At 52.8% G+C, this 13,728-nt stretch carries 7 protein-coding genes; all 7 read left to right on the top strand.

Annotated features, from left to right (window positions below):
- The first annotated feature begins 165 nt into the window (after positions 1-165).
- Positions 166-1,665: a glycolate oxidase subunit GlcD gene (gene glcD, locus ACJHX7_RS05595; RefSeq protein ID WP_000026117.1), complete on the top strand. Its 1,500-nt coding sequence runs from the start codon at positions 166-168 to the stop codon at positions 1,663-1,665.
- Positions 1,665-2,717 (top strand): glycolate oxidase subunit GlcE, encoded by a 1,053-nt coding sequence (glcE, locus tag ACJHX7_RS05590; protein WP_023308320.1) that lies wholly within the window; start codon positions 1,665-1,667, stop codon positions 2,715-2,717. The genes glcD and glcE overlap by 1 nt, the downstream gene beginning before the upstream one ends.
- A gap of 10 nt (positions 2,718-2,727) precedes the next feature.
- Positions 2,728-3,951: a glycolate oxidase subunit GlcF gene (glcF, locus tag ACJHX7_RS05585; RefSeq protein ID WP_094029933.1), complete on the top strand. Its 1,224-nt coding sequence runs from the start codon at positions 2,728-2,730 to the stop codon at positions 3,949-3,951.
- 4 nt (positions 3,952-3,955) lie between these two features.
- On the top strand, positions 3,956-4,360 hold the full coding sequence (locus ACJHX7_RS05580) for a heme-binding protein (protein ID WP_001296404.1): 405 nt from the start codon (positions 3,956-3,958) through the stop codon (positions 4,358-4,360).
- A 21-nt stretch (positions 4,361-4,381) separates the two neighbouring features.
- Positions 4,382-6,553: a malate synthase G gene (glcB, locus tag ACJHX7_RS05575; protein ID WP_094029934.1), complete on the top strand. Its 2,172-nt coding sequence runs from the start codon at positions 4,382-4,384 to the stop codon at positions 6,551-6,553.
- Positions 6,554-6,907: 354 nt separating this feature from the next.
- Positions 6,908-8,590: a glycolate permease GlcA gene (glcA, locus tag ACJHX7_RS05570; RefSeq protein WP_000259302.1), complete on the top strand. Its 1,683-nt coding sequence runs from the start codon at positions 6,908-6,910 to the stop codon at positions 8,588-8,590.
- A 483-nt stretch (positions 8,591-9,073) separates the two neighbouring features.
- Entirely contained in the window at positions 9,074-13,630 is a 4,557-nt protein-coding gene (gene sslE, locus ACJHX7_RS05565; protein ID WP_094029935.1) for a lipoprotein metalloprotease SslE, read from the top strand.
- Positions 13,631-13,728: the final 98 nt, after the last annotated feature.

Raw genomic sequence — 13,728 nt, 5'->3', positions numbered from 1 at the left:
AATTTAACATCAAGTTAACCAAGACAAGGTCACAGAGCTGGAAAAAAAATGGTCTGACCGGTAGCTAAAGAGATAGACGAAAACGAAAAGCCCGCTTAATAACTGTTCACAGAAGCAGCGCGAAAAAATCAGCTGCCACACAACACAACAAAGCGAAGCCTACTCATGAGCATCTTGTACGAAGAGCGTCTTGATGGCGCTTTACCCGATGTCGACCGCACATCGGTACTGATGGCACTGCGTGAGCATGTCCCTGGACTTGAGATCCTGCATACCGATGAGGAGATCATTCCTTACGAGTGTGACGGGTTGAGCGCGTATCGCACGCGTCCATTACTGGTTGTTCTGCCTAAGCAGATGGAACAGGTGACGGCGATTCTGGCTGTCTGCCACCGCCTGCGTGTACCGGTGGTGACCCGTGGTGCAGGCACCGGGCTTTCTGGTGGCGCGCTGCCGCTGGAAAAAGGTGTGTTGTTGGTGATGGCGCGCTTTAAAGAGATCCTCGACATTAACCCCGTTGGTCGCCGTGCGCGCGTGCAGCCGGGCGTGCGTAACCTGGCGATCTCCCAGGCCGTTGCGCCGCATAATCTCTATTACGCGCCGGATCCGTCCTCACAAATCGCCTGTTCGATTGGCGGCAATGTGGCGGAAAATGCCGGTGGCGTTCACTGCCTGAAATATGGTCTAACCGTACATAACCTGCTGAAAATTGAAGTGCAAACGCTGGATGGCGAGGCGCTGACGCTGGGATCGGACGCGCTGGATTCGCCTGGTTTTGACCTGCTGGCGCTGTTTACCGGATCGGAAGGTATGCTCGGCGTGACCACCGAAGTGACGGTAAAACTGCTGCCGAAGCCGCCCGTGGCGCGGGTGCTGTTAGCCAGCTTTGACTCGGTAGAAAAAGCCGGACTTGCGGTTGGTGACATCATCGCCAATGGCATTATCCCCGGCGGGCTGGAGATGATGGATAACCTGTCGATCCGCGCGGCGGAAGATTTTATACATGCCGGTTATCCCGTCGATGCCGAAGCGATTTTATTGTGCGAGCTGGACGGCGTGGAGTCTGACGTACAGGAAGACTGCGAGCGGGTTAACGACATCTTGTTGAAAGCGGGCGCGACTGACGTCCGTCTGGCACAGGACGAAGCAGAGCGCGTACGTTTCTGGGCCGGCCGCAAGAACGCATTCCCGGCAGTGGGGCGCATTTCCCCGGATTACTACTGTATGGATGGCACCATCCCACGCCGCGCGCTGCCTGGCGTACTGGAAGGCATTGCCCGTTTATCGCAGCAATATGATTTACGCGTTGCCAACGTCTTTCATGCCGGAGACGGCAACATGCACCCGTTAATCCTTTTCGATGCCAACGAACCCGGTGAATTTGCCCGCGCGGAAGAGCTGGGCGGGAAGATCCTCGAACTCTGCGTTGAAGTTGGCGGCAGCATCAGTGGGGAACATGGCATTGGGCGCGAAAAAATCAATCAAATGTGCGCCCAGTTCAACAGCGATGAAATCACGACCTTCCATGCGGTCAAGGCGGCGTTTGACCCCGATGGTTTGCTGAACCCTGGGAAAAACATTCCCACGCTACACCGCTGTGCTGAATTTGGTGCCATGCATGTGCATCACGGTCATTTACCTTTCCCTGAACTGGAGCGTTTCTGATGCTACGCGAGTGTGATTACAGCCAGGCGCTGCTGGAGCAGGTGAATCAGGCGATTAGCGATAAAACGCCGCTGGTGATTCAGGGCAGCAATAGCAAAGCCTTTTTAGGTCGTCCTGTCACCGGGCAAACGCTGGATGTGCGTTGTCATCGCGGCATTGTTAATTACGACCCGACCGAGCTGGTGATAACCGCTCGTGCCGGAACGCCGCTGGTGGCGATTGAAGCGGCGCTGGAGAGCGCCGGGCAAATGCTCCCCTGCGAGCCGCCACATTATGGTGAAGAAGCCACCTGGGGCGGGATGGTCGCCTGCGGGCTGGCGGGGCCGCGTCGCCCGTGGAGCGGTTCGGTCCGCGATTTTGTCCTCGGCACGCGCATCATTACCGGCACTGGAAAACATCTGCGTTTTGGTGGTGAAGTGATGAAAAACGTTGCCGGATACGATCTCTCACGGTTAATGGCCGGAAGCTACGGTTGTCTTGGCGTGCTCACTGAAATCTCGATGAAAGTGTTACCGCGACCGCGCGCCTCCCTGAGCCTGCGTCGGGAAATCAGCCTGCAAGAAGCCATGAATGAAATCGCCCAGTGGCAACTCCAGCCATTACCCATTAGTGGCTTATGTTACTTCGACAATGCGTTGTGGATCCGCCTTGAGGGCGGCGAAGGATCGGTAAAAGCAGCGCGTGAACTGCTGGGGGGCGAAGAGGTTGCGGGTCAGTTCTGGCAGCAATTGCGTGAACAACAACTGCCGTTCTTCTCGTTACCAGGTACCTTATGGCGCATTTCCTTACCCAGCGATGCGCCGATGATAGATTTACCCGGCGAGCAACTGATCGACTGGGGCGGGGCGTTACGCTGGCTGAAATCGACAGCCGATGACAATCAAATCCATCGCATCGCCCGCAACGCTGGCGGTCATGCGACCCGCTTTAGTGCCGGAGATGGTGGTTTTGCCCCGCTACCGGCTCCTTTATTCCGCTATCACCAGCAGCTTAAACAGCAGCTCGACCCTTGCGGCGTGTTTAATCCCGGTCGCATGTACGCGGAGCTTTAAGGAGCAGGCTATGCAAACCCAATTAACCGAAGAGATGCGGCAGAACGCGCGGGCGCTGGAAGCCGACAGCATCCTGCGCGCCTGTGTTCACTGCGGATTTTGTACCGCAACCTGCCCAACCTATCAGCTCCTGGGCGATGAACTGGACGGGCCGCGCGGGCGCATCTATCTGATTAAACAGGTGCTGGAAGGCAACGAAGTCACGCTTAAAACACAGGAGCATCTCGATCGCTGCCTCACTTGCCGCAATTGTGAAACCACCTGTCCTTCTGGTGTGCGCTATCACAATTTGCTGGATATCGGGCGTGATATTGTCGAGCAGAAAGTGAAACGCCCACTGCCGGAGCGAATGCTGCGCGAAGGATTGCGCCAGGTAGTGCCGCGTCCGGCGGTCTTCCGTGCGCTGACGCAGGTAGGGCTGGTGCTGCGACCGTTTTTACCGGAACAGGTCAGAGCAAAACTGCCTGCTGAAACCGTGAAAGCTAAACCGCGTCCACCGCTGCGCCATAAGCGTCGGGTTTTAATGCTGGAAGGCTGCGCCCAGTCTACGCTTTCGCCCAACACCAACGCGGCAACTGCGCGAGTGCTGGATCGTCTGGGGATCAGCGTCATGCCAGCTAACGAAGCAGGCTGTTGTGGCGCGGTGGACTATCATCTTAATGCGCAAGAGAAAGGGCTGGCGCGGGCGCGAAATAATATTGATGCCTGGTGGCCCGCGATTGAAGCAGGTGCCGAGGCTATTTTGCAGACTGCCAGCGGCTGCGGCGCGTTTGTCAAAGAGTATGGGCAGATGCTGAAAAACGATGCGTTATATGCCGATAAAGCGCGTCAGGTCAGTGAGCTGGCGGTCGATTTAGTCGAACTTCTGCGCGAGGAACCGCTGGAAAAACTGGCAATTCGCGGCGATAAAAAACTGGCCTTCCACTGCCCGTGTACCCTACAACATGCGCAAAAGCTGAACGGCGAAGTGGAAAAAGTGTTACTTCGTCTTGGATTTACCTTAACGGACGTTCCCGACAGCCATCTGTGCTGCGGTTCAGCGGGAACATATGCGTTAACGCATCCCGATCTGGCACGCCAGCTGCGGGATAACAAAATGAATGCGCTGGAAAGCGGCAAACCGGAAATGATCGTCACCGCCAACATTGGTTGCCAGACGCATCTGGCGAGCGCCGGTCGTACCTCTGTGCGTCACTGGATTGAAATTGTAGAACAAGCCCTTGAAAAGGAATAACAAAATGAAAACTAAAGTCATTCTTAGCCAGCAAATGGCGAGTGCAATTATTGCCGCAGGTCAGGAAGAGGCGCAGAAAAATAACTGGTCTGTTTCCATTGCTGTTGCCGATGACGGCGGTCATCTGCTGGCGTTAAGTCGCATGGACGATTGCGCGCCGATTGCGGCTTACATCGCCCAGGAGAAAGCGCGTACCGCCGCGCTGGGGCGTCGTGAAACTAAGGGCTATGAAGAGATGGTGAACAACGGACGTACCGCGTTCGTGACTGCGCCGTTACTGACGTCGCTGGAAGGTGGCGTACCGGTTGTTGTGGATGGGCAAATTATTGGTGCCGTGGGCGTTTCTGGTTTAACCGGAGCACAGGATGCGCAGGTCGCGAAAGCGGCAGCAGCGGTGTTGGCGAAATAAGCGAAAACGAGGAGATAAACAATGAGTCAAACCATAACCCAGGGCCGTTTACGCATTGACGCCAACTTTAAACGTTTTGTCGATGAAGAAGTTTTACCGGGAACAGGGCTGGACGCTGCGGCGTTCTGGCGCAATTTTGATGAGATCGTTCACGATCTGGCACCAGAAAATCGTCAGTTGCTGGCAGAACGCGATCGCATTCAGGCGGCGCTTGATGAGTGGCATCGCAGCAATCCGGGGCCGGTTAAAGATAAAGCGGCCTATAAATCTTTCCTGCGTGAACTGGGCTACCTGGTGCCACAACCGGAGCGCGTGACGGTGGAAACCACGGGCATTGACAGCGAAATCACCAGCCAGGCGGGGCCACAGCTGGTGGTTCCGGCAATGAACGCCCGCTACGCGCTGAACGCGGCGAACGCTCGCTGGGGCTCACTGTACGATGCGTTATACGGCAGCGACATCATCCCGCAGGAAGGGGCGATGGTCAGCGGCTACGATCCGCAGCGCGGTGAGCAGGTTATCGCCTGGGTTCGGCGTTTCCTCGATGAATCACTACCGCTGGAAAACGGCAGCTATCAGGATGTGGTGGCGTTTAAGGTGGTTGATAAACAATTACGCATCCAGTTGAAAAATGGTAAAGAAACCACGTTACGCACCCCGGCGCAGTTTGTCGGTTACCGTGGCAATGCCGCTGCGCCGTCCTGCATTTTGCTGAAAAATAACGGCCTGCATATTGAGCTGCAAATCGATGCCAACGGGCGGATTGGCAAAGACGATCCGGCGCATATCAACGATGTTATCGTCGAAGCGGCCATCAGTACTATTCTCGACTGCGAAGATTCGGTCGCGGCGGTTGATGCGGAAGATAAAATCCTGCTGTACCGCAACCTGCTGGGCCTGATGCAGGGGACTCTGCAAGAGAAAATGGAGAAGAACGGTCGACAAATCGTGCGTAAACTGAATGACGATCGTCATTACACCGCCGCCGATGGCTCTGAAATTTCTCTGCACGGACGCTCGCTGCTGTTTATCCGCAACGTGGGTCATTTGATGACTATTCCTGTGATTTGGGACAGCGAAGGCAATGAAATCCCGGAAGGCATTCTTGATGGCGTCATGACTGGCGCGATTGCCCTCTATGATTTAAAAGTGCAGAAAAACTCGCGCACTGGCAGCGTCTATATTGTGAAACCGAAAATGCACGGTCCGCAGGAAGTGGCGTTCGCCAACAAACTGTTTACCCGCATTGAGACAATGCTCGGTATGGCACCGAATACCCTGAAAATGGGCATTATGGATGAAGAACGTCGGACCTCGCTGAACTTGCGTAGCTGTATCGCTCAGGCGCGCAACCGCGTGGCGTTCATCAATACCGGTTTCCTCGACCGTACCGGCGATGAAATGCATTCGGTGATGGAAGCTGGCCCGATGCTGCGTAAAAATCAGATGAAATCGACGCCTTGGATCAAAGCCTACGAGCGTAATAACGTGCTTTCCGGTCTGTTCTGTGGGCTGCGCGGTAAAGCGCAAATTGGTAAAGGCATGTGGGCAATGCCGGACCTGATGGCAGACATGTGCAGCCAGAAGGGCGACCAACTGCGTGCCGGGGCGAACACGGCCTGGGTTCCGTCACCAACCGCTGCTACGCTCCATGCGCTGCACTACCACCAAACCAACGTACAGAGCGTGCAAGCTAACATTGCCCAGACCGAGTTCAATGCTGAATTTGAACCGCTGCTGGACGATCTGCTGACTATTCCGGTTGCTGAAAACGCTAACTGGTCGGCGCAAGAGATCCAACAAGAGCTGGATAACAACGTGCAGGGAATTCTGGGGTACGTGGTGCGTTGGGTGGAGCAGGGGATTGGTTGTTCAAAAGTGCCGGATATTCACAACGTGGCGTTGATGGAAGACCGCGCAACGCTGCGCATCTCCAGCCAGCATATCGCCAACTGGTTACGTCACGGTATTCTGACCAAAGAACAGGTGCAGGCGTCGCTGGAGAATATGGCGAAAGTGGTTGATCAGCAAAACGCTGGCGATCCGGCTTATCGTCCGATGGCGGGGAATTTCGCTAACTCGTGTGCTTTTAAAGCTGCCAGCGATTTAATCTTCCTCGGCGTGAAACAGCCAAACGGCTATACCGAACCGTTATTACACGCCTGGCGTTTACGCGAAAAAGAAAGTCATTAATAGCGTCAAAAAAGCCCCGGCAAGTTTTATTGTCGGGGCTATGATAGTAACTGCGGTAGTACATTTATCCCGGAAATAACCGGAGCGATTATCAGGGTTTAACAATATTAAATACCCGTAGCGCATTACTAGCGGGCCTAAAACAACAATATGGACATCTTAACGATATTCTGCGCCTGCGTGTGCGGAACAGAAACCCTTACCCGATATACTTGTTATGCCAGAGGTAGCAATTGCGTTAGCAGCGTACTGTTGCTGTAAAGTATAACGCCTATATTTTACAGTTCAGTCCTCTTTTGCTTATTACAACCTTAAGTATATCAAGCATATAAAGATAATAAGAGACTGAACAATATGGTTACCTGGACCCAAATGTATATGCCGATGGGAGGACTGGGGCTATCCGCTCTGGTCGCCCTGATCCCGATAATATTCTTCTTCGTTGCACTCGCGGTATTACGTCTGAAAGGACATGTCGCCGGAGCAATAACCCTTATATTATCTATTCTGATTGCGATATTCGCCTTTAAAATGCCAATTGATATGGCATTTGCTGCTGCGGGCTATGGCTTTATTTATGGTTTATGGCCTATTGCGTGGATTATTGTCGCGGCGGTATTCCTGTATAAATTAACCGTTGCCAGCGGCCAGTTCGATATTATCCGCAGCTCGGTTATCTCCATCACCGACGATCAGCGTTTGCAGGTGTTACTGATTGGTTTCTCCTTTGGCGCGTTGCTGGAAGGGGCGGCTGGCTTTGGTGCGCCGGTGGCGATTACCGGTGCGCTGCTGGTGGGCCTGGGCTTCAAACCGTTATACGCGGCGGGGCTGTGTCTGATTGCCAACACTGCGCCGGTGGCGTTTGGTGCGTTGGGCGTGCCGATTCTGGTCGCCGGTCAGGTAACGGGAATCGATCCGTTCCACATTGGCGCAATGGCGGGACGTCAGTTACCGTTCCTGTCGGTTCTTGTGCCGTTCTGGCTGGTAGCAATGATGGACGGCTGGAAAGGGGTGAAAGAGACGTGGCCAGCGGCGCTGGTTGCTGGGGGAAGCTTCGCTGTCACTCAGTTCTTTACCTCTAACTATATTGGTCCGGAACTGCCGGATATTACTTCGGCGCTGGTGAGTATCGTCTCACTCGCTTTATTCCTTAAAGTCTGGCGGCCGAAAAATACCGAAACGGCAATCAGCATGGGACAATCCGCAGGTGCGATGGTGGTGAATAAACCATCTTCTGGCGGTCCCGTGCCTTCAGAATATAGTCTGGGGCAAATCATTCGTGCGTGGTCACCGTTTTTAATCTTAACGGTGCTGGTCACCATCTGGACCATGAAGCCGTTTAAAGCGTTATTTGCTCCGGGCGGCGCGTTTTATTCACTGGTGATTAATTTCCAGATCCCTCATTTGCATCAACAAGTGTTGAAAGCGGCACCCATTGTCGCCCAACCAACGCCAATGGATGCGGTGTTTAAATTCGACCCTCTCTCGGCTGGCGGCACCGCTATTTTTATTGCGGCGATTATCTCTATCTTCATCCTCGGCGTGGGCATCAAGAAAGGGATTGGCGTCTTTGCCGAAACGCTAATTAGTCTGAAGTGGCCGATATTGTCGATTGGCATGGTGCTGGCGTTCGCCTTCGTCACCAACTATTCCGGTATGTCCACCACGCTGGCGCTGGTACTGGCAGGTACAGGCGTGATGTTCCCGTTTTTCTCACCGTTTCTCGGCTGGCTGGGCGTATTCCTTACCGGCTCGGACACCTCCTCTAACGCCCTGTTTGGTTCACTGCAATCGACCACGGCGCAGCAAATCAACGTCTCTGACACTCTGCTGGTGGCAGCAAATACCAGCGGCGGCGTAACTGGCAAGATGATCTCCCCGCAATCTATCGCCGTGGCCTGCGCCGCGACGGGCATGGTGGGCCGAGAATCTGAACTGTTCCGCTACACCGTGAAGCACAGTCTGATTTTTGCCAGCGTTATCGGCATTATCACGCTGTTGCAGGCGTATGTGTTTACTGGGATGTTAGTCTCGTAAATCAATAATGCCGGATGATCGTTAATATCATCCGGCTTCATTTACATTACTCTGTCTTATTAATGGAAAATTATTTCCCGCTTTATTATCCATGTGGCAATAATGTTTCGCGTTCAGATAACATGCTAAATAATTAAGAGCGTGAGAACATCTATTATTTATCACGCAAAACAAGTCAGTATTAATTATGTTCGCTTGATGAGCAAACACCGTTCTATCTGTTGCTTTTGCAATCTTAATCGTTAAAACTACCAACAAATTTATATAGTTACGTTGTGAAAGGTTGTTAATTTTTTGTTTATTGAAATTTCGTAAAAATAACCAGCCAGACATCGAATAGGGGTTATTCTTATAAATTTCACCTGTTTTTCTATCAATGATGCCGTTTTCTTAAGAATGGAGGAAGTTATTAAAGAAGATAAAGCATAAAACTATTTCCCCGGTTACGAATCTTTTAACTTTGTTTTGTCACTTGCGTTATTAATGAATAAGAAATTTAAATATAAGAAATCGCTTTTAGCGGCTATTTTGAGTGCAACCCTGTTAGCCGGTTGTGATGGCGGTGGCTCCGGATCTTCCTCCGATACGCCGCCTGTAGATTCTGGAACAGGGTCTTTGCCGGAAGTGAAACCTGATCCAACACCAAACCCGGAGCCGACGCCTGAGCCAACGCCGGACCCAGAACCTACGCCGGAACCGACACCTGATCCAGAGCCAGAACCGGAGCCAGAACCTGTTCCTACGAAAACGGGTTATCTGACCCTGGGCGGAAGCCAGCGGGTAACTGGTGCTACCTGTAATGGTGAATCCAGCGATGGCTTTACCTTTACGCCAGGCGACAAAGTCACCTGTGTGGCAGGGAACAACACGACAATTGCTACCTTCGACACCCAGTCAGAAGCTGCGCGTAGCCTGCGTGCGGTTGAAAAAGTGTCGTTTAGTCTTGAGGACGCGCAAGAACTGGCGGCTTCCGATGACAAGAAAAGCAATGCGGTTTCGCTGGTAACGTCCAGTAACAGCTGTCCGGCGAATACAGAACAGGTTTGCCTGACGTTCTCCTCAGTGATCGAGAGTAAACGTTTCGACTCGCTGTATAAGCAAATCGATCTGGCACCGGAAGAGTTCAAAAAGCTGGTCAATGAAGAGGTGGAAAACAATGCCGCGACCGATAAAGCGCCATCCACTCATACTTCACCGGTTGTGCCCGTCACCACGCCGGGAACAAAACCGGATCTGAACGCTTCCTTCGTGTCGGCTAACGCGGAACAGTTTTATCAGTATCAACCCACTGAAATCATTCTCTCCGAAGGCCGACTGGTAGATAGCATGGGCAATGGTGTGGTTGGCGTAAATTACTACACCAGCTCAGGCCGTGGCGTAACTGGCGAAAACGGCAAATTCAACTTCAGCTGGGGCGAAACCATCTCCTTTGGTATCGACACCTTTGAACTGGGCTCAGTGCGCGGCAATAAGTCGACCATTGCGTTGACTGAACTGGGTGACGAAGTTCGCGGCGCGAATATTGATCAGCTTATTCATCGTTACTCCCAGGCCGGAAAAAATGATGAGCGTGAAGTGCCGGACGTAGTGCGCAAGGTCTTTGCCGAGTATCCCAACGTAATCAACGAGATTATCAATCTCTCGTTATCCAATGGCGAGGCGTTGAGCGAAGGCGATCAAACCTTTGAGCGGACAAACGAATTTCTTGAGCAGTTTGAATCCGGGCAGGCTAAAGAGATTGATACGGCGATTTGTGACTCCCTTGGGGGTTGCAACTCTCAGCGTTGGTTCTCGTTGACAGCACGCAATGTTAACGAAGGTCAGATTCAGGGCGTTATCAACAAGCTGTGGGGTGTGGATAAAGATTACAAATCAGTGACGAAATTCCACGTCTTCCATGACTCTACCAACTTCTATGGCAGTACCGGTAATGCGCGCGGTCAGGCAGTGGTGAATATCTCCAACGCGGCCTTCCCGATTCTGATGGCGCGTAATGATAAAAACTACTGGCTGGCGTTTGGCGAAAAACGCGCCTGGGATAAAAACGAGCTGGCGTACATTACGGAAGCGCCTTCTCTCGTTGAGCCGGAAAACGTTACGCGCGATACCGCCACCTTTAACCTGCCGTTTATTTCGCTGGGGCAAGTCGGTGAGGGCAAACTGATGGTTATCGGTAACCCGCACTACAACAGCATTTTGCGTTGTCCGAACGGTTACAGCTGGAACGGGGGCGTTAATAAAGACGGGCAGTGTACGCTCAACAGCGACCCGGATGATATGAAGAACTTCATGGAGAACGTACTGCGCTATCTGTCAAATGAACGCTGGCTGCCGGATGCGAAGAGCAGTATGACCGTGGGTACTAACCTGGATACGGTTTATTTCAAAAAAGCGGGTCAGGTATTAGGAAATAGTGCACCGTTTGCTTTCCATAAGGATTTCGCAGGTATCACAGTTAAACCGTTGACCAGTTATGGCAATCTGAATCCAGATGAAGTTCCTCTGCTGATCCTCAATGGCTTTGAATACGTCACACAATGGGGTAGCGATCCTTACTCCATTCCTCTGCGTGCAGATACCAGCAAACCGAAGCTGAGCCAGCAGGATGTGACCGATCTGATCGCCTATCTGAACAAAGGTGGCTCGGTGCTGATCATGGAAAACGTGATGAGCAATCTTAAGGAAGAGAGCGCATCTGGTTTTGTGCGTCTGCTTGATGCCGCAGGCCTGTCAATGGCACTGAACAAGTCGGTGGTGAATAACGATCCTCAAGGGTATCCGGATCGCGTTCGTCAGCAGCGTGAAAAAGGCATCTGGGTATATGAACGTTATCCGTTTGTCGACGGTAAACCGCCGTATACAATTGATGAAACAACGAAAGAAGTTATCTGGAAATACCAGCAAGAAAACAAGCCAGATGACAAGCCGAAACTGGAAGTGGCCAGCTGGCTGGAAGATGTCGATGGCAAACAGGTCAAGCGTTATGCCTTTATCGATGAGGCGGAGCATGAAACAAACGAGTCCCTGGAGGCGGCAAAGGCAAAAATCCTTAAGGCATTTCCTGGATTAGAGGTATGTAAGGATCCTGACTACCACTACGAGGTCAACTGCCTGGAACATCGTCCTGGCACGAACGTTCCGGTAACCGGGGGCATGTATGTTCCGCGCTATACGCAACTGAATCTCAGCGCCGACACCGCGAAAGCGATGGTGCAGGCTGCGGATTTAGGCACCAACATTCAGCGTCTGTATCAGCATGAGCTCTACTTCCGGACCAATGGTCGCAAAGGTGAGCGTCTGAGCAGCGTCGATTTGGAACGTCTGTACCAGAACATGTCGGTCTGGCTGTGGAATGAAATTGAATACAGCTATGACAGCAGCAAGGATGACGAGCTGGGCTTTAAAACGTTCACCGAGTTCCTGAACTGCTACGCCAACGATGCTTACACCAACGGCACGCAGTGTTCTGCAGATCTGAAAAAATCTCTTGTCGATAACAACATGATCTACGGTGACGGTAGCAGCAAAGCAGGCATGATGAACCCGAGCTATCCGCTCAACTATATGGAAAAACCGCTGACGCGTCTGATGCTGGGGCGTTCCTGGTGGGATCTGAACATCAAAGTTGATGTCGAGAAGTATCCGGGAGCGGTATCGGCAGAAGGTGAGAAGGTTACTGAAACCATCAGCCTGTACTCGAATCCGACCAAATGGTTTGCAGGTAACATGCAGTCTACTGGCCTGTGGGCTCCAGCTCAGAAAGAGGTCACTATTGAGTCTAAGGCGAACGTTCCTGTGACTGTCACCGTGGCGCTGGCCGACGACCTGACCGGACGTGAGAAGCATGAAGTTGCTCTGAACCGTCCGCCAAAAGTGACGAAAACCTATGAGCTGAAAGCCAATGGTGAGGTGAAGTTTACGGTTCCTTACGGTGGTCTGATTTATATCAAGGGCAACAGCCCAAAGAATGAGTCAGCCGAATTCACCTTTACTGGTGTGGTGAAAGCGCCGTTCTATAAAGATGGCGCATGGAAAAACGCTCTGAACTCCCCTGCGCCGCTGGGCGAGCTGGAATCAGACGCTTTCGTCTATACCACGCCGAAGAAGAACCTTGAGGCCAGCAATTACAAGGGCGGTCAGGAACAATTCGCTGAGGAACTGGATACCTTTGCCAGCTCGATGAATGACTTCTACGGACGTGATGGCGAAAACGGTAAGCACCGGATGTTTACCTATAAAAACTTGACGGGCCACAAGCATCGTTTCACCAACGATGTGCAGATCTCCATCGGTGATGCGCACTCTGGTTATCCGGTAATGAACAGCAGCTTCTCGACGAACAGCACCACGCTGCCGACGACGCCGCTGAACGACTGGCTGATCTGGCACGAAGTTGGTCACAACGCCGCCGAAACGCCGCTGACTGTTCCTGGCGCAACTGAAGTAGCGAACAACGTGCTGGCGCTGTACATGCAGGATCGCTATCTCGGCAAGATGAACCGTGTCGCTGACGACATTACCGTCGCGCCGGAATATCTGGAGGAGAGCAACGGTCAGGCATGGGCGCGCGGCGGTGCGGGTGACCGTCTGCTGATGTACGCACAGCTGAAAGAGTGGGCAGAGAAAAACTTTGATATCAAGACGTGGTATCCAGATGGCAATCTGCCAGCGTTCTACAGCGAGCGTGAAGGGATGAAAGGCTGGAACCTGTTCCAGTTGATGCATCGTAAAGCACGCGGCGATGAGGTTGGCAAAACCAAGTTTGGCGAAAGAAATTACTGTGCCGAATCCAACGGTAACGCTGCCGACAAGCTGATGCTGTGTGCATCCTGGGTCGCCCAGACGGATCTTTCGGAGTTCTTTAAGAAATGGAATCCGGGCGCGAATGCTTACCAGTTGCCGGGAGCGAGCGAGATGAACTTCGAGGGCGGTGTGAGCCAGTCGGCTTACGAGACGCTGGCGGCGCTTAATCTGCCGAAACCGCAGCAAGGGCCGGAAACCATTAATCAGGTTACCGAGCATAAGATGTCAGCTGAGTAAGCCTGTATGCCGGATAAGGCGCTCGCGCCGCATCCGGCATGAAATAAGGCGCATCGGGCCTGGAGGAAAGCCATATGGCATACACCCGCAGGCCCGCA

It is taken from the genome of Escherichia sp. WS1451 (genome assembly GCF_046487365.1).
Taxonomy (GTDB): domain Bacteria; phylum Pseudomonadota; class Gammaproteobacteria; order Enterobacterales; family Enterobacteriaceae; genus Escherichia; species Escherichia coli.
Note: the sequence above shows the minus strand (reverse complement) of the source record. Positions and strands in the feature narration are given on the sequence as shown.

What these genes read in the sequence shown, in the direction of transcription:
- sslE (WP_094029935.1), top strand. Translation starts at nt 9,074, where the DNA reads ATGAATAAGAAATTTAAATATAAGAAATCGCTTTTAGCGGCTATTTTG.
- glcD (WP_000026117.1), top strand. Translation starts at nt 166, where the DNA reads ATGAGCATCTTGTACGAAGAGCGTCTTGATGGCGCTTTACCCGATGTC.
- glcE (WP_023308320.1), top strand. Translation starts at nt 1,665, where the DNA reads ATGCTACGCGAGTGTGATTACAGCCAGGCGCTGCTGGAGCAGGTGAAT.
- glcA (WP_000259302.1), top strand. Translation starts at nt 6,908, where the DNA reads ATGGTTACCTGGACCCAAATGTATATGCCGATGGGAGGACTGGGGCTA.
- glcB (WP_094029934.1), top strand. Translation starts at nt 4,382, where the DNA reads ATGAGTCAAACCATAACCCAGGGCCGTTTACGCATTGACGCCAACTTT.
- ACJHX7_RS05580 (WP_001296404.1), top strand. Translation starts at nt 3,956, where the DNA reads ATGAAAACTAAAGTCATTCTTAGCCAGCAAATGGCGAGTGCAATTATT.
- glcF (WP_094029933.1), top strand. Translation starts at nt 2,728, where the DNA reads ATGCAAACCCAATTAACCGAAGAGATGCGGCAGAACGCGCGGGCGCTG.